This window comes from Burkholderia sp. AU6039, from assembly GCF_002223365.1.
In the GTDB taxonomy this organism is placed as follows: Bacteria; Pseudomonadota; Gammaproteobacteria; order Burkholderiales; family Burkholderiaceae; genus Burkholderia.
In genome coordinates this window covers 406,766-422,866 of sequence record NZ_NKFK01000007.1, presented here as the reverse complement: position 1 = coordinate 422,866, position 16,101 = coordinate 406,766, and the positions used below count along the sequence as shown (strand labels likewise).

Sequence of the window (16,101 nt, the reverse complement as noted above, 5' to 3'; positions counted from 1 at the left end):
TCACACGTCGATGGCGAACCGGTCGGCTTCACGTGCCGGTCTTTCACTTAGCCACCGCCGACGATCTGCTTAAGGTGAACGTCGGTCAGGGCTTCACATTCCCTTGCCTGGAGCCGACGGCCGCGGCAATGCGACTTTGCGCAGCGACGAGTTGGTCGTCCGTGGTCGCCACCAGCCACAGACGTGCCTGCTCCTCGATTTGGCGGTTGTGATCCTTCAACGGGCCCATCGCGGCAGCGGCCTTCCAGACGACCGGGGCGATTCGGCTTTTCCTGCCTGACGGCGCGCCTACCAGCAGGCAGTAAGGACCCAGCGGGAGCGATACAAACGGTAGTGCCGGACTGGCACGCACGCGCCAGTCGATGAAGGGCGTGTCGCCGATAAGCAGCGGCGTGGGCAAGCCGTGGAGCACACTGAAATCGTACAGTGCCAGTTGCTCCCGCATGCCGGCGTAAACACGCCGGATGTCGTCGACAACCGCCGCGCGGATCTCGTCATCGAACATGGGTTCCTGCGCGTATCGGGCAAACGCCTCTCGTGCCTCCCATTGATATGCGCTGAACAGGCCAATCTCCACGCAGTCCTGTACTGCGCGCTGGACATCCGCCACAGAACCGGCGTCCTCCGGCGTACCCAGCTGCGCGGCCCGCAAAAACCGGGCAAGTCCAGCCTCGTGGATCGCAGGCCCCTCCGCGGATGCATCGTCTTCAGCGCCCTTGCCAAGGGGCACATAGATATATTTCTCGGCCGCGAAATGCGACTTCTTGCCCTCGTCAAACCTGATTTCGCCATCTACGCAGTCGAGATAGCGAGTCCCGATTCGACCATGCTCCCAAACCCAGTTTTTCAGGAGCGGACGGAGTGGATGCAGTCTGTCGTGATCGGTCATGGAAGCCTCCTGGTTGCCCAGTATAGTTCCAAGTTGTCGATTGTTTCGTGGACGACATGGCGATCAATCGATCCACTGCCGCCGTTGGAGCCCGCGCAGCCTCAACGGCTGTTCAACCGGATATCGGTGGCCCCGTGCCTGCGCCGAGCGGCATGTGCTCGGCCTTTGCGGGCGTTCACGTGTTGGTCGCGGCCGGTCGACTTGACGCTGCCTTGCGGACGTTCGGCTGAGGATCTGCACCGAACGTCTGCTGTCAGGCTCGGCGAACAAGCACTTTCGACCGTCGATAGCCGCTTTGCCCGGGAACAAGTCAGCGGCCGCTTCCGCGGTCCAACGGCCTTTCACGAGCCGACTGCGCCACCCTCCGTCATCGTGCGACGGGGGGATTCGCCCCGGGCGGGCGCCCAATATCGAATCGACTCTCGGGTGCGACGAGCGCATAGGCCGATGGGCCGCCTGCCCGAAGAATGATGCCTGCGCCGAAGGTGTCGAAGGTGCCGTCTTTAAGCAAGTCCTGGCGAATGTGAACCGCCACGACTTCTCCCAGCACGAGCCATGTGGTGACAGGCGTGCCTTTGTGATCGCGCAGCTGGATCACATCGGTGAGCTTGCATTCGAAGTTGACACCGCTCTCTGCCACGCGTGGAACGGCGACTTGCCGAGACGGAGCGGGGGTCAGCCCGGCCACTTCAAACTCGTCAACTTCGTAAGGCACCATTGCGCACGTTGCATTCATCTTTTCGGCGAGATCGCGTGTGGTGAGGTTCCACACGAATTCCCCCGTTTCTTGCACGTTGCGTAGACTGTCCTTCGCGTCGATGCTCGAGAAGCCGATGATCGGCGGATGATAGTTGAAGGCGTTGAAAAAGCTGTATGGCGCGAGATTCAGCATGCCGTTGCTGCCGCGCGTGGAAATCCATCCGACGGGCCTTGGACCGACAATCGAATTAAATGGATCGTGCGGCAATCCATGGCCTTGTGACGGTTCGTAGTAGTGGTAGCGTGCATCAGTCATGGTTTTGATCGGAGAGTGAGTCATGTCAGGTGGCCGGAGCTGCGCGTCAGTCTATGCCTGCCGCCCGGGTCGTCAGCACGATCTTGCCGATATGCGTGCCCGAGTCCATCAGAGTATGCGCGCCGCGCGCATCGTCGAGATCGAAGGTCCGATGGATCACGGGCTTCACCGCGCCACGCCGGATGTGCGGCCACACCGATCGCTTGAGATCCTCGATCAGCTCCGCCTTTTCCTCGTGCGTGCGCGAGCGCAGCGTCGAGCCGATGTGCATGAGGCGCTTCGCCAGCATCGGGAACAGGTCGAGTGCTGGCGCGGGCCCCTTGATCACGCCGATCTGCACGATGCGGCCGTTCATCGCGGCCGCCGCGTAATTCCGCGCGACGTAATCACCGGCGACGATATCGACGACCACGTCGACGCCGCGCCCATCCGTCGCGCGCATGACTTCCTCGACGAAATCCTCGTTGCGGTAGTCAACCGCGACATCGGCACCGAGCGCGATGCTTGCGGTGCGGTGCGCGTCGGAGCCGACCGTCGTGATGATCTTCGAGGCGCCGAACGCCTTCGCGAGCATCGTCGCCGTGGTGCCGATCCCCGATGCGCCGCCATGGATCAGCACGCTTTCGCCAGCCTTGAACTTGCCGCGCTGGAACAGGTTCAGCCATACCGTCAGAAAGGTTTCGGGGATCGCGGCCGCCTCGACCATCGTGAGACCATCGGGAACCGCGAGCGTGTTGCTCTCGTGCGCGACGGCGTACTCCGCATAGCCGCCCCCCGGCACCAGCGCGCAGACGAGATCGCCGACCGCGAACCGGGTCACGTCGCGCCCGACCGACACGATTTTGCCCGCGACTTCGGGCCCGGGAATGTCCGACGCGCCCGGTGGCGGATCGTACAACCCTTTGCGCTGCAGCACGTCAGGACCGTTCACGCCGGCCGCATGAATGCGGATCAGCACTTCGTCGTCGGCCGGTGCGGGAACAGGACGCTGCACGGGTGCCAGCACATCCGGGCCGCCCGGCCGCGTAATGTCGATCGCGGTCATCGCCGCGGGAATGCCTTTCGTTTCGTGTGACACGACTTCATCCTTTTAAAATGCCGGATGCGCCGCGGATTCGAGCGACCCGCCGCATCGGTTGAAAAAAGTGTAATCGCGCGGCCTGTGTTTGACGTGCAGAGAATTGCTGGACGTATGATGCAAATTTGCATCACGCCGGGGGCGACATGAACTGGGACGACGCGCGCATCTTCGTCGCGCTCCATCGGGAAAGGACCTTGCGGGCCGCCGCCCGCGCGCTCGACATCGATCAGGCCACGGTGGGCCGCAGGCTTGCGGCGCTCGAGCACGCGCTCGGCGCGACGCTGTTCCTGCGTACGTCGAACGGCTATGACCTCACGCCGGTCGGCAGGATCGCGATCCGTGCAGCCGAGGCGATGGAGCAATCCGCACACGATCTCGTGCGCCACACGCAAGGCGTGGACAAGCGGCTCGCCGGCGAGGTGAAGCTATCGACGACGGATGCGCTGGCCCACGAGTTCGTGATGCCGGCCCTCGAGCGCCTGCATGCGAAGCATCCGGACGTATCGGTGATGCTCGACACGACGAGCCTGCTCCTCAATCTCGCGAAGCGCGAAGCCGACATCGCGATCCGGACCGTCAAGCCCCGAAATCCGGATCTGCTCGCCCGCCGTCTGGCGCGCTGGGAAGTGGGATTGTTCGCGTCGCCCGACTATGTGCGGCGCCATGGCGAACCGGTGCCGGGCGAGCGGTTCGCCGGGCATGATCTCGTCGTCTACCAGCCGTATTTCGCCAAGGCGCGGGTGCCGGCGTTCGTCGGGGAACCGCTGACGGACGGCCGCATCGTCGCACGGCTGAACACGAACCTGACGTTGCGCGCGGCACTCAAGGCAGGGCTCGGCATCAGCGAGATACCCGTGCCGATGGGCGAACGAGACGGCCTTGTGCGGATCTGGCCGGACCGTACAAACGACGCGTCGTATGAGGTTTGGCTCGTCACGCATCAGGATCTGCGGCATACGGCGCGCATCCGCGTGACGATCGAAGAGATCGTCGTTGCGTTCGGCGGATAGCAGCGAATACGCTGCTTGTGGCAGTGGAGGTTGTCACTTCTTCCCCCTGAACTACCGGATAAGCGGGTCGCGAAATCTCGCGAAACTTTCATCGGTATCGACCCATTGCAGGCGGGTGCCTGAAATGGGCGGCCGCGCGCCCGTCGCCCCCACACGTTTGATCCGCCGCAAGCGCGCCGTAATCATTGCTCACGGGCTCGCAATGGCGAGTACACTGAAAATGCCCTAGAAGCAGGAGAATGCGATGATCGACGCTGGCCCCCAAAGCACCTTCCGAGGGCTGCCGCTGACCGTGGAGCAGGACGCGGAGGTGAGGCACTACATCAAGGATCGGACTCGGCGTGGGCTGCCATGGGACACGCCGGAGCTGAGCGCGATGCTCAAGGACATGCTGCAGCCCCCGGGCGACGGTGACGGCGATGGCGATCGTGATGGCGACGGTGATTTTGCGTCCCCGGCAGACGAGGCCAGAGCGGCCGCCGAGCGCGCGACGGCCTCCGTCGACGACGAGATGGACCCCATCGAGGCGAATGAGGAGTGGCATGCGGCCATGGAGTCGGAGGGCATGAAAGGGCCCAGACGATAACAGCGGAGCAGCGACGCTCCGAATTCCCGCAGCGCCGTATACGAGGAGTGTGCGCCGGATGCCGGGCGTTTCAGGAAACGCGCGCTGCGTCGGAGCGTACACGGTGGAGTTGCGGACGCGCGCGGCGATCCCAGCGTGAGACCCCCGACACGCCATCCATCCGTTGCCAGGCAATTCCGGGCACGGCCCAGCGCGCCACCCCATGTCGCATGGTGCCGGCGGAATGGCGAGCCGCATCTCGTCGCGCGGCGCCCGACAGCGGGCGCCTAGTCAGTGTCTGATCACACAGACGGCCACGATTTCGTATCCGGGGTCGGCATGCACGTGCGCGGCCTTTTCTGCTTCCTCATACGAACCAAACGACGTGGCATCCTCAACCGCCGGTGCCATGCCGATATCGCCATCCTCGGCGGTGCAGAGGAACTGCTCGCCGGTCTTCACGACGTAGACGGACAACATGATTCCCTCCATCGTGTGCAGGGGGAATTCCAGTCTAGCAGGCGAGAAAAGGGGTGCAGGTGGTTCGCTGAGTCCTTTTCGCGAGATCTGCGAAAGGACCGAAAAGCCGGGCACAATACCCGCATGCAAAATCCAGACCTCGAACACCTCGTCACCGTCACCATGCCCTTCGGGAAATACAAGGGCCGGCTGATTGCCGACCTGCCCGGGCCTTACCTCAATTGGCTGGCGCGCGAAGGGTTTCCGCGTGGAGAAATCGGGCGACAGCTCGCGCTGATGCACGAGATCGACCACAACGGCCTGCGGGACTTGCTGGCGCCGTTGCGCAAACGCGGATAGCGCCAATCGGGGGCGAATGTCCCGGGCCCCCGCATCGGTCGTCCGTGATCGACAACTACCACCGTGTTTCAACCCCACCTGCCACGCGGGGCGAATGCTCGCATGCGACCCCGTCCGTGGCCCGCATGCACCTGGCGTGTCGCCGATGCTGACATAGAATAGAAAACAGTCCCTTGTGGACGCGTTGATGGCAAGAAAAGGGGTGCCAACATGAGACGCCTTTATTTCCTCGTACCCGATACCCAGATGGCGAAGGCCATCGTCGACGATCTATTGCGCGCACGCATCGTCTGGCGCCATATCCACGTTCTCGCCGACCACAGCGTCACACTCGATCAGTTGCCCGAAGCATCGTTGCTGCAAAGCAGCGATGTCGTGCATGCGCTCGAGCGCGGCGTCGCGCTCGGCGGCGCGGCCGGTGCGCTGATCGGCCTCGTCGCGCTCGTCTTTCCTCCGGCGGAGCTCGTGATCGCGGGCGGCGCCGTCGTCGGCTTGACGCTGGCCGGCGCGGGATTCGGGGCGTGGACCGCCGCGATGATCGGCATCGCCGAGCCGAACGCGCGACTCCAGCGATTTCGCGAGGCGATCCAGGCAGGCCAGATCCTGATCATGGCCGACGTGCCGGCATTGCGAGAGCAGGAAATCGAAGAAATGGTCGCCCAGCATTTTCCAAAGGCGGACCTGGAAGGCGCCGAACCGACGTCACCGATCTTCCCCTGACGCGCGACAGCAAGCCGGCCTGCCCGACATCCGGGGGCATCGACGCGTTGCGTCGAGTGCACGACCGCGACCGCGGGCCGCGCGTGGAGCGGGTCGTTCGCACGTTGCGCAGGCACCCCTGTCCGCCATCCCGAATCGCGCAGGAGACGCGGGTCCGACGCGCGTGACGCCTTCGGAACCGAAGTGCCGACGTCGAACGGTCGGCAAGGAGGTCGTATGGAACTGCACATTCAATCGCACCATTGGGAGCGGCGTACGCCCGACTGGGTCGCCGCTGCCGTGGCCGGTCTCGCGGGCGGCGCGCTGGTGATCGCGCTGGAATTCGTCTGGTCGACCCTGGTGCTCGGCTCGAGCCCGTGGCAACCGACCCACAAGATCGCGGCGATGGTGATGGGCCGCAGCGCGCTCGGCCAGATGACGCAATTCAACCTCGAAATCGTGGCGATGGCGCTGCTGCTGCACTACGTGCTCGGCGCGATCATGGGGATGATGCTCGCCGCGATCATGGCGCCTTTCCGCCTCGATTCGAGCGTGGGCATGGAAGCCGCGATCGGGCTGGCGTTCGGGATCGTCGCGTATGGGTGGAACTTCTACGTGATGACGGCCGTGTTCCCGTGGTTCGTCTCCGAGCGCGGTTCCGGGCCCTTGCTGGCCAACCTGTTGTTCGGCGTGGTGGCGGCCATCACCTACGGCAGGCTGGAGCGATTGCGCAAGCAGAACGTGGACGACTGACCCATCGCGTTTCCCGCCGCGCCGCGCTTGAACACGCGGCGCCCGCGGGAGACACGGAACCCGGTGTCGGCGGTGCCGGTGAGTGAGATGCAGCGAGGCGGCCTATGGCCCTTGCGATTGCCCTGGTCCTGATCATCCTGTTGGCGGTGGGGTTTCACTTTGCCAGTCCGTGGTGGATCACGCCGATCGCGTCGAACTGGGTGCGCATGGACGACATGCTGACGATCACGCTCGTCATCACCGGCGCATTCTTCATCGCCATCAACCTGTTCATCGTGGTCGCCCTGGTGCGCTATCGCCACCGTAGCGGGCACCGTGCGGCCTACGAACCGCACAACCGGAAACTGGAATGGTGGCTGATCGGCCTGACCATCGTCGGCGTGGCGGCGCTGCTGGCGCCGGGCCTGTTCGTCTACGCGGACTACATCCGGCCGCCGCGCAACGCGCTGCAGATGGAGGTGCTCGGCCAGCAATGGCAATGGCGTTTCCGCTTCGCCGGGCCCGGCGGCAAGCTGGGCACGACCGACGTGCGCTACATCAGCAACGACAACCCGTTCGGCCTGAACCCCGCCGACCCGAACGGCCGTGACAACTACCTGATCGACAGTCCCGAGGTGCACTTGCCGCTCAACCGGCCGGTCCAGGTCCTGACCCGGTCGCGCGACGTGCTGCACGACTTCTACGTTCCGCCGTTCCGGGCACGCATGAACATGGTGCCGGGCATGGTGACCACCTTCTGGTTCACGCCGACCCAGGCAGGGCGCTACGACATCCTGTGCGCGCAGCTCTGCGGAATCGGGCATTCCGGCATGCGCGGCGTGGTGGTGGTGGAAGACGAAGCCGCGTTCTCGCGCTGGCTGGCGCAGCAGACCACGTTCGCGCAGCAGCAGATGGCCCACGTGCAGGCCGCACCCGCCACCGCGGGCGGCAGCGCGCAGGCGCTGGCCAACCTGGGCAAGACGCTCGCGGCGGCCAAGGGCTGCGTCGCCTGCCATACCGTGGACGGCAGCCCGCTCGTGGGCCCGACCTGGAAGGGCCTGTACGGCAAGACCGAAACGATGGCCGACGGCAGCACCGCGAAGGTGGACGAAGCCTATCTGCGCGCGTTCATCCGCAACCCGACGGCCCGCGTCGTGAAGGGCTTCTCGCCGATCATGCCGCACTTCGACCTGAGCGAGCAGGAACTGAGCGCGCTGGTGGCCTACATCAAGGCGCAAGGCGGGACGGCCGCCAGCACCGCGGCCCAGCCCTAGCGGAACGGACGAAGCAGACGGAGCACACGCCATGACCTACGCGCACACCGACCACGTCCCGCACAGCTTCTGGACCCGCTATGTGTGGAGCCAGGACCACAAGGTCATCGCCGTGCAGTACGCGCTGACGGCCATCGCGATCGGCCTGGTCGGCCTCGTCCTGTCGGACCTGATGCGGCTGCAGCTCGGCTATCCGGGCAAGTTCGCGTTCATCGACGCGAACCACTACTACCAGTTCGTCACGATGCACGGGATGATCATGGTGATCTACCTGCTGACGGCGCTCTTCCTGGGCGGCTTCGGCAACTACCTGATCCCGCTGATGCTCGGCGCGCGCGACATGGTGTTCCCGTTTCTCAACATGCTGAGCTACTGGGTCTACCTGCTGGCCGTGCTGGTGCTGGTGGCGAGCTTCTTCGTGCCGGGCGGGCCGACCGGCGCGGGCTGGACGCTGTATCCGCCGCAGGCGATCCTGCCAGGCACGCCGGGCGTGGAATGGGGCATCGTGCTGATGCTCGTGTCGCTGGCGATCTTCATCGTCGCGGCCACGATGGGTGGCCTGAACTACGTGACCACCACGCTGCAGGCACGCACGCGCGGCATGACGCTGATGCGCATGCCGCTCACGGTGTGGGGCATCTTCATCGCGACCATCATGGCGCTGCTGGCGTTTCCGGCGCTGTTCGTGTCGGCGGTGATGATGCTGTTCGACCGGACGCTCGGCACCAGTTTCTTCATCCCGGCCGTGGTGTCGATGGGGCAGACGCTCAAGCACGCCGGCGGCAGCCCGCTGCTGTTCCAGCACCTGTTCTGGTTCTTCGGGCACCCGGAGGTCTACATCGTCGCGCTGCCGGCCTTCGGCATCGCGTCGGATCTCATCAGCACGCACGCGCGCAAGAGCATCTTCGGCTACCGGATGATGGTGTGGGCGATCGTGATCATCGGCGCGCTGAGCTTCGTGGTCTGGGCGCACCACATGTTCATCGCCGGCATGAATCCGTACTTCGGCTTCTTCTTCGCCACCACGACGCTCATCATCGCCGTCCCGACCGCCCTCAAGGTCTACAACTGGGTGCTGACGCTGTGGCGCGGCGATATCCACCTGACCGTGCCGATGCTGTTCGCGATCGCCTTCGTCAGCACCTTCGTGCTGGGCGGGCTGACCGGGCTGTACCTCGGCAACGTGAGCGTGGACATCCCGCTGTCGAACACGTACTTCGTGGTCGCGCACTTCCATATGGTGATGGCCGTGTCGCCGATCCTCGTGGTGTTCGGCGGCCTGTATCACTGGTACCCGAAGGTGACGGGCCGCCTGCTCGACGACACGCTCGGACGCGCGCACTTCTGGATCACCTTCGTCGGCACCTATGCGATCTATTTCCCGATGCACTATCTCGGCATCCTGGGGATGCCGCGGCGGTATTACGCGTATCAGGGCTACAGCTTCATTCCGCATTCGGCGCAGACGCTCAACACGTTCATCACGATCGTCGCGCTGATCGTCGCGGCGGCGCAGCTGCTGTTCCTGTTCAACCTCGCGTGGAGCCTCCGCCACGGCCGGCGTGCGGACGGCAACCCGTGGCGGGCCACCACGCTCGAATGGCAGACGCCGCAAACGCCGCCCGTGCACGGCAACTGGGGGCCGACGCTTCCCGTCGTCTACCGCTGGGCATACGAATACAGTCCGCCGGGGCAGGAGGAAGACTTCGTGCCGCAGAATCAGCCGCCGGCGACGGCGTCTGAACCCAAGGCGGCCCATCCGACGCTGCACCCGGGCGAGGCACACGAATGACCACGCTGCCGCGCCCCTTCGTTCCCGATGCGCCACCCGGCCTGCCGAATGCGGGCCGCACCGGCCTGACCGTGTTCATGGCGGTGGCGACGACGCTGTTCTCACTGCTGCTGTTCGCCTATGCGATGCGCATGCGCGAACCCGACTGGCAGCCGATCCCGCATCCAGCGCTGCTGTGGTGGAATACCGGCGCGCTGGCGCTGGCCAGCATCGCGATGCAACGCGCCCGGCGGATAGGCCCGTACCGCACGATGTGGCTGGTAGCCGGCGGCGTGCTGGCGGCCGTGTTCGTGATCGGGCAACTGGTTGCGTGGCAGATGCTGTCGGCAGCCGGGGAGACCGTCACCGTCAATCCGTCCAACAGCTTCCTCTACCTGCTCACCGGCCTGCACGGATTGCATGTGCTGGGCGGGCTGGCGGCGTGGGGCGTGACGATCGCGCAACTCCGGCGCGCGGACCCGTTCCGGGCCCAACGGGCCGTCGCGCTATGCGCGCGCTACTGGCATTTCCTGCTCGCGGTCTGGCTCGTGCTGCTGGCGGCAATGCAGTGGCTGACCCCCGGGATCGTCGCCGCCGTCTGCGGGCCGCTATACGGAGCCGCGCCATGACCGCGCCGACGGCCCACAGCGAATCCGCTGCCGAATCGTCCGCGATGCCGCCCGCCGACGCGCGGCCCGACGGCTGGCGCGGCATCGTCACCGACTGGTCGTCCGACCGCGAAGCCTTCAGGGTGCCGTGGGGCAAGGCGATGATGTGGATCTTCCTGCTGTCGGACACCTTCGTCTTCAGCAGCTTCCTGATCGGCTACATGACGGTGCGCATGTCGACCACCGCACCGTGGCCCGACACCGCGAAAGTGTTCGGGCTCAGCGTGGGCGGCGTGGAAGTGCCGTTGCTGCTGATTGCGATCATGACGTTCACGCTGATCAGCAGCAGCGGCACGATGGCGATGGCCGTCAACTTCGGCTACCGGCGCAACGCACGGCCGGCTGCCGCGTTGTTGCTGACGACCGCGCTGCTGGGCGCGATCTTCGTGTCGCTGCAGGCGTTCGAATGGAGCAACCTGATCTTTCGTGAAGGCATCCGCCCGTGGGGCAATCCGCTCGGCGCGGCGCAGTTCGGCGCGTGCTTCTTCACGATCACCGGGTTCCACGGCTTTCACGTGACCTGCGGCGTGATCTACCTGCTGCTGATCGCGCGCAAGATCCTGCAGCCGGGATTCGCCGAACACGGCAACTTCCAGATCGTCGAGATCGCCGGGCTGTACTGGCACTTCGTCGATCTGGTGTGGGTGTTCATCTTCGCGCTGTTCTATTTGTGGTGAGGCAGCCATGGAGCACACCGATCCCGCCGATCGACCCGACGCCGCGCACGGCCAGCAGCATCCGATCGGCCTCTACCTGAAGATCTGGGGCCTGCTGTTCGTGCTGAGCACGTTGTCGTACCTGGTCGACTACTTCAACGTGCAGGGCCTGATGCGCTGGGTGCTGATCGTCGTGCTGATGATCGCGAAGGCCGGGCTGATCGTGTCGATCTTCATGCACATGATGTGGGAGCGGCTGGCGCTCGTGTACGCGATCCTGATCCCGCCGCTGTGCCTGCTCGTGCTCATGGTGCTGATGGCGGCGGAAGCGCATCACACGTTCGGGATGCGTGAGCTGTTCTTTCGCTGATTCCGTCGTCGAGCGTGCGTCGGCGTGATGGGCGCGATGCGCACGCGATCGACGGGCGCTGTTTCGGAGCGGACGGCGTCGCGTCATCCGGGAACGGCGCATTCCGGACATCCGTTCACGCAAACCTGAAGGGAGGATTCCATGAAATTTTCACGTCGGCGTTTCATTGCAGTCAGCACCGTGCTGGCCTCGGCGCTCGCCGTTGGACGCCGCGCGACGGCGGCGGATGCCGGTGCCGGTGTTGTGCAGGAAACCGATGCCAATGCCCAGGCGCTCGGCTACAAGGCGGATGCCGGCCGCGTCGATCATGCGAAGTACCCGAAATTCCACGCGGGTGACGCCTGTGCGAATTGCCAGTTCTTCCAGGGCAAGGCCGGCGCCACGACGGGGGCGTGCGCGATTTTCGGCGGCAAGCAGGTCAATGCGAAAGGCTGGTGCAACAGTTATACGAAGAAGGCGTAGCCAGGCAGGGATGGGCTGGCGGCCGTGCAACCGAAACGCCGTTGTCGCCGGGGTTGTCGCCCGCGAATATCGTCCCGTCAGCGAGCATGCAGAACGACGACGTCCGGATCGGCCACGGGCGCCATGGCGAACGCCGACGCGATGCGCCGGATCGAGCACATACAATGTGAGCGTCCGCCGGCCTGCGCGTCACCCTGACTTCGGTGACGCGCAGGCCGATCCCACCGCGATCCTCCAAGGCCACCATGGAAATCAAATGGATCGAGGATTTCCTCGCCCTCGCTCAGTATCAAAGCTTTTCCCGGGCAGCGGAGTTCCGCAACGTCACGCAGTCGGGTTTCAGCCGCCGCATCCAGTCGCTCGAACAGTGGATCGGGGCCGAACTGATCGATCGCAGCAGCTTTCCGCCGGTGCTGACGCCGGCGGGCCGCCTGTTCCGCGAGACGGCCGAGGATGTGCTCAGCCGCCTGTTCGACACGCGCGCCATCATCCGCACCGAGCAGCGGATCGCCGGCAAGAGCCTGCAGATCGCCGCGGGCCACACGATCGCGCTGAGTTTCCTGCCGGTCTGGCTCAAGGCGCTCGCGCCGCATTTCGGCGAAGTGCGGGCGCGCGTGATTCCGACCAATGTCCATGATTCGATCCTGATGCTCGTCAACGGCAATTGCGAGCTCATGTTTGCGTATCACCATCCGGAACTGCCGCTCCATCTCGACCCGGCGAAGTATGAGCACCTGACCGTGGGCCTCGATACGTTGATGCCGGCATGCAGGCCCAACCGTCGATCGGCGCCGGCCTTTCGTCTTCCCGGGACGAAGCAGCATCCGCTGCCGCTGATTTCCTATACGGAAACCAGCTACTTCGGGCGATGCCTCGCGCTGCTGCTCGGTCGCGCACCGGATGCGCCGGCCTTGCAACTGCACTACGAATCCGACATGGCCGAGGTGCTGAAGAAACTCGTGATGGAAGGCGAGGGTGTCGCGTGGCTGCCCCGGAGCGCGATCGCGGCGGAACTGGCCGCCGGCGAACTCGTGCCGGCCGGGCCGGCGGCGTGGAACCTCGACGTCGAACTGCGCGTATATCGCGACGTGTCCAATCGGAGTGAATTCCTGGACACGCTCTGGCAGCACCTGCGCGCGGCGCCTTCCCAGCTCGGCTGAGTCAGGGTTTTCCCGCCTTATGCGGCGCTCGCATACCGCCATGTCGCACCGGCATCACGGTTTTATCGACGGTCCCTACCATTCGTTCCAACGGCAGATGTGATGCGTGACCCGCGTCGCGCTGCCTGCATCGCAGCGGCGGCCTGCCTTCCGGCGGCCGGGTGCCACCACGGACGGATGGACATGAAAAATCGCCTTACCTTCAGCATCGCAGTCGGCATGATTCTCGGTGTCGTCGCCGGCTATCTCTGCCACACCCACATCGCGGACCCGGGCGCGCTCAAGACGATCGCCGGCTATTTCTCGATCGTCACCGACATCTTCCTGCGCCTGATCAAGATGATCATCGCGCCGCTGGTGTTCGTGACGCTCGTGTCCGGCCTGGCCGGCATGGACAGCGGCGAGGACGTCGGGCGCATCGGCCTGCGCTCGATCGGGTGGTTCATCTGCGCGTCGCTGATTTCGCTGAGTCTGGGCCTCGTTATGGCCAATGCGCTGCAGCCGGGCGCCGGCCTGAACCTCACGGCAACCGCCGGCGAGGTCAATACCGGCTTGAATACGGCCGCGCTGAACGCCCGGGACGTGATCACGCATGCGTTCCCGACCAGCCTGCTCGACGCGATGGCGCGCAACGACATCCTGCAGATCCTGGTGTTCTCGGTCTTTCTCGGCGTCGCGCTGAGTGCGCTGAAGCACGACAAGCGCGTCGGCGTCGTGATCCAGTCGATCGACGGGATGGTGCCGGTGATGCTGCGCCTGACGAACTACGTGATGCGCGCGGCGCCGCTCGGCGTATTCGGTGCGATCGCGTCGTCGGTCACGCTGCGCGGGCTCGACGTGATCTACACGTATGGAAAGCTGATCGGCGCGTTCTATCTCGGCTTGCTCGTCCTCTGGATGATCCTGATCGGCGTCGGCCATGCGTTTCTCGGGCGACGCGTCGTGAGCCTGCTGAAGGCCGTGCGCGAACCCGCGCTGATCGCCTTCTCGACCGCGAGCAGCGAGGCCGCCTATCCGCGGCTGACCGAGCAGCTCGAGAAGTTCGGCGTCGACAAGAAGGTGGTGGGCTTCACGTTGCCGCTGGGTTACGCATTCAATCTCGACGGCTCGATGATGTATCAGGCATTTGCCGCCCTCTTCATCGCCCAGGCGTTCGGCGTGCACATGCCGCTGTCGGAGCAGGTGTTCATGCTGCTGGTGCTGATGTTGAGCAGCAAGGGCATGGCGAGCGTGCCGCGCGGCTCGGTGGTCGTGGTCGCGGCGGTCGCGCCGATGTTCCATCTGCCGGTGGCCGGCGTCGCGATGGTCCTCGCGATCGACCAGATCCTCGACATGGGGCGCACGATGACGAACGTGATCGGCAACAGCGTGGCGACGGCCGTGATCGCGAAGTGGGAGGGCCGGCGAGCCGTGAAGTCGAGCGGCGCCGTATTCGACGAGCCGGAGCTGAATGCATGATGGGCACGGACAGCGTGAACACTCGAAGAAAATTCGGCGTGGTCGGCGGCCTCGGGCCGCTGGGCAGCGCCGACGTGTTCTTCAAGATGGTGAAGGCGACGCCGGCGTCTTCCGACGATGAGCATGTCGAAGCGATTTTCGAGCAATACCCGTTCAATGGCGCGGGGTCGGGCAGTGCCGCGACCATCGAACGCAAGCTGTACGTGTTCGACATGATCCGGGCGTTCGAGGCGCGTGGCGTGACGACGGTCGTGCTCCCGTGTTTCCTGAGCCACACGTTCATCGACGAGTTGAAGGCGAATACGAGGTTGCCAATCGTGGATATCGTCGAAGCCGTTCGCAGCCATGTGCAACGCAAGTATCCCGACGCGACACGCATTGGCGTGCTGGCTTCCGACTATGTGCGGGAAAAACGGCTCTTCGATGCGTATTTCCCGTCGCCGCCATTCGACATCGTCTATCCGCGTTCGTACGATGGCGTCGATCTCGTGACGGAAGCCGTCTACGGTGTCGACGGCATCAAGCGAGGCAATCTCGGGGGCCGTCCGGTCGAGCTGTTGCGCCGCGCTTGCGAGGACTTGGTTGATCAGGGTGTGCAAGTCATCGTCCCGGGGCTGACCGAGATTGCGCTGGTCGCGGATGAAATCGGTCCGTTGCCGGTGCCGTTGATCGATTCGAATCTCGCCTACGCGCAGTACGCGGTATCGGCGCCGCTCGGCTCCCGTGCATCGACGTTCAAGATCGGCGTGGTCGGCGGCGTGGGTCCGGCCGCGACGGTCGATTTCCTGGACAAGATCGTGCGCAACACGCCGGCGGCGCGCGACCAGGACCATATCAAGCTGCTGGTTGAACAGAATCCGCAAATCCCCGATCGAACCGAGAATCTCGTGGGTGCCGGCGTGGACCCGACGATCGCCTTGTACGCGACCTGCAAGAAGCTCGAGGACGGCGATGCGGACGTCATCGCGATTCCGTGCAATACCGCGCATGCATTCGTCGAGCGGATTCAGCCGTATCTCGACATTCCGATCGTCAACATGCTGACCGTCACGGTCGCTCACTTGCGCGACACCTACCCGGCGCTACGCGAGGTCGGTGTACTGGCGACGTCCGGCACGATCGAAAGCGGTGTGTATGAAAAGGCGCTGGCGCAGCAAGGACTCCGGCAAGTCGCGCCCGCACCGGCGTTGCAGGCGCGCGTGATGGAAGCGATCTACGGAAAGGCGGGTGTCAAGGCGGGCTTCACGGCCGGACAGTGCAAGGAAGATATCGACGCTGCCGTCGACGCGTTGATTGCCGACGGCGTGAACGTGATCGTGCTCGGATGTACCGAGCTGCCGATCCTGCTGCCGGGGGGCGAATACGTCGCGCGCAACGGTGGGCGGGCGACGCTGGTCGACCCGACCGACGTGCTGGCGCGCGCGTGTATAGCCCATGCGACAGCGGGAGGGGGCTGATTCGGCTTCTGTCCG

18 protein-coding genes are annotated in these 16,101 nt (G+C 64.9%); 14 read left to right on the top strand and 4 right to left on the bottom strand.

The annotated features are described in order from the left end of the window. Positions 1-85: 85 nt before the first annotated feature. The 3 genes from CFB39_RS34110 to CFB39_RS34100 all read right to left on the bottom strand — a co-directional run bounded on the left by CFB39_RS34110 (position 86) and on the right by CFB39_RS34100 (position 2,949). Positions 86-889 carry a hypothetical protein gene (locus tag CFB39_RS34110; RefSeq protein WP_089476271.1) on the bottom strand — a complete coding sequence of 268 codons (804 nt, stop codon included), beginning with the start codon at positions 887-889 and terminating at the stop codon, positions 86-88. A 367-nt stretch (positions 890-1,256) separates the two neighbouring features. Next, positions 1,257-1,904 (bottom strand): flavin reductase family protein, encoded by a 648-nt coding sequence (locus CFB39_RS34105; RefSeq protein ID WP_069249689.1) that lies wholly within the window; start codon positions 1,902-1,904, stop codon positions 1,257-1,259. 46 nt (positions 1,905-1,950) lie between these two features. Continuing rightward, positions 1,951-2,949 carry an NAD(P)H-quinone oxidoreductase gene (locus CFB39_RS34100; protein WP_089476525.1) on the bottom strand — a complete coding sequence of 333 codons (999 nt, stop codon included), beginning with the start codon at positions 2,947-2,949 and terminating at the stop codon, positions 1,951-1,953. Between the two features lie 179 nt (positions 2,950-3,128). Here CFB39_RS34100 and CFB39_RS34095 point away from each other — a divergent pair, with 179 nt between their 5' ends. Together CFB39_RS34095 and CFB39_RS34090 are read left to right on the top strand one after the other, a co-directional pair. After that, entirely contained in the window at positions 3,129-3,995 is an 867-nt protein-coding gene (locus CFB39_RS34095; protein ID WP_089476270.1) for a LysR family transcriptional regulator, read from the top strand. Between the two features lie 244 nt (positions 3,996-4,239). Next, the gene (locus CFB39_RS34090) at positions 4,240-4,581 is read left to right on the top strand and encodes a hypothetical protein (RefSeq protein WP_089429799.1); all 342 of its coding nucleotides are present in this window, start codon (positions 4,240-4,242) and stop codon (positions 4,579-4,581) included. 270 nt (positions 4,582-4,851) lie between these two features. Here the strand turns inward: CFB39_RS34090 and CFB39_RS34085 are convergent, their stop codons facing one another. Beyond that, positions 4,852-5,040 carry a hypothetical protein gene (locus CFB39_RS34085; RefSeq protein ID WP_069250279.1) on the bottom strand — a complete coding sequence of 63 codons (189 nt, stop codon included), beginning with the start codon at positions 5,038-5,040 and terminating at the stop codon, positions 4,852-4,854. A gap of 123 nt (positions 5,041-5,163) precedes the next feature. Between CFB39_RS34085 and CFB39_RS34080 the strand changes: the two genes are divergently transcribed. From CFB39_RS34080 to CFB39_RS34025, 12 genes are all read left to right on the top strand, one after another. After that, positions 5,164-5,379, top strand: a complete 216-nt coding sequence (locus CFB39_RS34080) for a DUF3820 family protein (RefSeq protein WP_011350052.1) — start codon at positions 5,164-5,166, stop codon at positions 5,377-5,379. Positions 5,380-5,589: 210 nt separating this feature from the next. Beyond that, positions 5,590-6,099, top strand: coding sequence for a DUF1269 domain-containing protein (locus tag CFB39_RS34075; RefSeq protein ID WP_089429798.1), 510 nt, complete (start codon positions 5,590-5,592; stop codon positions 6,097-6,099). A 216-nt stretch (positions 6,100-6,315) separates the two neighbouring features. Continuing rightward, a complete protein-coding gene (locus CFB39_RS34070) occupies positions 6,316-6,831 on the top strand; it encodes a hypothetical protein (RefSeq protein WP_089429797.1) in 516 nt (171 codons plus the stop codon). A gap of 104 nt (positions 6,832-6,935) precedes the next feature. Then, entirely contained in the window at positions 6,936-8,084 is a 1,149-nt protein-coding gene (locus CFB39_RS34065; RefSeq protein WP_089476269.1) for a c-type cytochrome, read from the top strand. A 31-nt stretch (positions 8,085-8,115) separates the two neighbouring features. After that, positions 8,116-9,876 (top strand): cytochrome c oxidase subunit I, encoded by a 1,761-nt coding sequence (gene ctaD / locus CFB39_RS34060; protein WP_089476268.1) that lies wholly within the window; start codon positions 8,116-8,118, stop codon positions 9,874-9,876. Then, on the top strand, positions 9,873-10,484 hold the full coding sequence (locus tag CFB39_RS34055) for a cytochrome c oxidase subunit 3 (RefSeq protein WP_089476267.1): 612 nt from the start codon (positions 9,873-9,875) through the stop codon (positions 10,482-10,484). The genes ctaD and CFB39_RS34055 overlap by 4 nt, the downstream gene beginning before the upstream one ends. Continuing rightward, a complete protein-coding gene (locus CFB39_RS34050) occupies positions 10,481-11,200 on the top strand; it encodes a heme-copper oxidase subunit III family protein (protein WP_089476266.1) in 720 nt (239 codons plus the stop codon). Before CFB39_RS34055 ends, CFB39_RS34050 begins: the two co-directional genes overlap by 4 nt. 7 nt (positions 11,201-11,207) lie before the next feature. After that, complete coding sequence (locus CFB39_RS34045) at positions 11,208-11,549, top strand: cytochrome C oxidase subunit IV family protein (protein ID WP_089429792.1); 342 nt, start codon at positions 11,208-11,210, stop codon at positions 11,547-11,549. 141 nt (positions 11,550-11,690) lie between these two features. Continuing rightward, a complete protein-coding gene (locus tag CFB39_RS34040) occupies positions 11,691-12,011 on the top strand; it encodes a high-potential iron-sulfur protein (RefSeq protein WP_089476265.1) in 321 nt (106 codons plus the stop codon). Between the two features lie 245 nt (positions 12,012-12,256). After that, the gene (locus CFB39_RS34035) at positions 12,257-13,171 is read left to right on the top strand and encodes a LysR substrate-binding domain-containing protein (RefSeq protein WP_089476264.1); all 915 of its coding nucleotides are present in this window, start codon (positions 12,257-12,259) and stop codon (positions 13,169-13,171) included. A 183-nt stretch (positions 13,172-13,354) separates the two neighbouring features. Continuing rightward, positions 13,355-14,629 (top strand): dicarboxylate/amino acid:cation symporter, encoded by a 1,275-nt coding sequence (locus CFB39_RS34030; protein ID WP_089476524.1) that lies wholly within the window; start codon positions 13,355-13,357, stop codon positions 14,627-14,629. Continuing rightward, the gene (locus CFB39_RS34025; RefSeq protein ID WP_089476263.1) at positions 14,626-16,086 is read left to right on the top strand and encodes an amino acid racemase; all 1,461 of its coding nucleotides are present in this window, start codon (positions 14,626-14,628) and stop codon (positions 16,084-16,086) included. Before CFB39_RS34030 ends, CFB39_RS34025 begins: the two co-directional genes overlap by 4 nt. Positions 16,087-16,101 lie beyond the last annotated feature (15 nt).

Coding starts and splice junctions, on each gene's coding strand:
- CFB39_RS34090 (WP_089429799.1), top strand. CDS start 4,240: ATGATCGACGCTGGCCCCCAAAGCACCTTCCGAGGGCTGCCGCTGACC.
- CFB39_RS34085 (WP_069250279.1), bottom strand. CDS start 5,040: ATGTTGTCCGTCTACGTCGTGAAGACCGGCGAGCAGTTCCTCTGCACC.
- CFB39_RS34035 (WP_089476264.1), top strand. CDS start 12,257: ATGGAAATCAAATGGATCGAGGATTTCCTCGCCCTCGCTCAGTATCAA.
- CFB39_RS34055 (WP_089476267.1), top strand. CDS start 9,873: ATGACCACGCTGCCGCGCCCCTTCGTTCCCGATGCGCCACCCGGCCTG.
- CFB39_RS34110 (WP_089476271.1), bottom strand. CDS start 889: ATGACCGATCACGACAGACTGCATCCACTCCGTCCGCTCCTGAAAAAC.
- CFB39_RS34045 (WP_089429792.1), top strand. CDS start 11,208: ATGGAGCACACCGATCCCGCCGATCGACCCGACGCCGCGCACGGCCAG.
- CFB39_RS34065 (WP_089476269.1), top strand. CDS start 6,936: ATGGCCCTTGCGATTGCCCTGGTCCTGATCATCCTGTTGGCGGTGGGG.
- CFB39_RS34070 (WP_089429797.1), top strand. CDS start 6,316: ATGGAACTGCACATTCAATCGCACCATTGGGAGCGGCGTACGCCCGAC.
- CFB39_RS34050 (WP_089476266.1), top strand. CDS start 10,481: ATGACCGCGCCGACGGCCCACAGCGAATCCGCTGCCGAATCGTCCGCG.
- CFB39_RS34075 (WP_089429798.1), top strand. CDS start 5,590: ATGAGACGCCTTTATTTCCTCGTACCCGATACCCAGATGGCGAAGGCC.
- CFB39_RS34100 (WP_089476525.1), bottom strand. CDS start 2,949: ATGACCGCGATCGACATTACGCGGCCGGGCGGCCCGGATGTGCTGGCA.
- CFB39_RS34105 (WP_069249689.1), bottom strand. CDS start 1,904: ATGACTGATGCACGCTACCACTACTACGAACCGTCACAAGGCCATGGA.
- CFB39_RS34025 (WP_089476263.1), top strand. CDS start 14,626: ATGATGGGCACGGACAGCGTGAACACTCGAAGAAAATTCGGCGTGGTC.
- ctaD (WP_089476268.1), top strand. CDS start 8,116: ATGACCTACGCGCACACCGACCACGTCCCGCACAGCTTCTGGACCCGC.
- CFB39_RS34030 (WP_089476524.1), top strand. CDS start 13,355: ATGAAAAATCGCCTTACCTTCAGCATCGCAGTCGGCATGATTCTCGGT.
- CFB39_RS34040 (WP_089476265.1), top strand. CDS start 11,691: ATGAAATTTTCACGTCGGCGTTTCATTGCAGTCAGCACCGTGCTGGCC.
- CFB39_RS34095 (WP_089476270.1), top strand. CDS start 3,129: ATGAACTGGGACGACGCGCGCATCTTCGTCGCGCTCCATCGGGAAAGG.
- CFB39_RS34080 (WP_011350052.1), top strand. CDS start 5,164: ATGCAAAATCCAGACCTCGAACACCTCGTCACCGTCACCATGCCCTTC.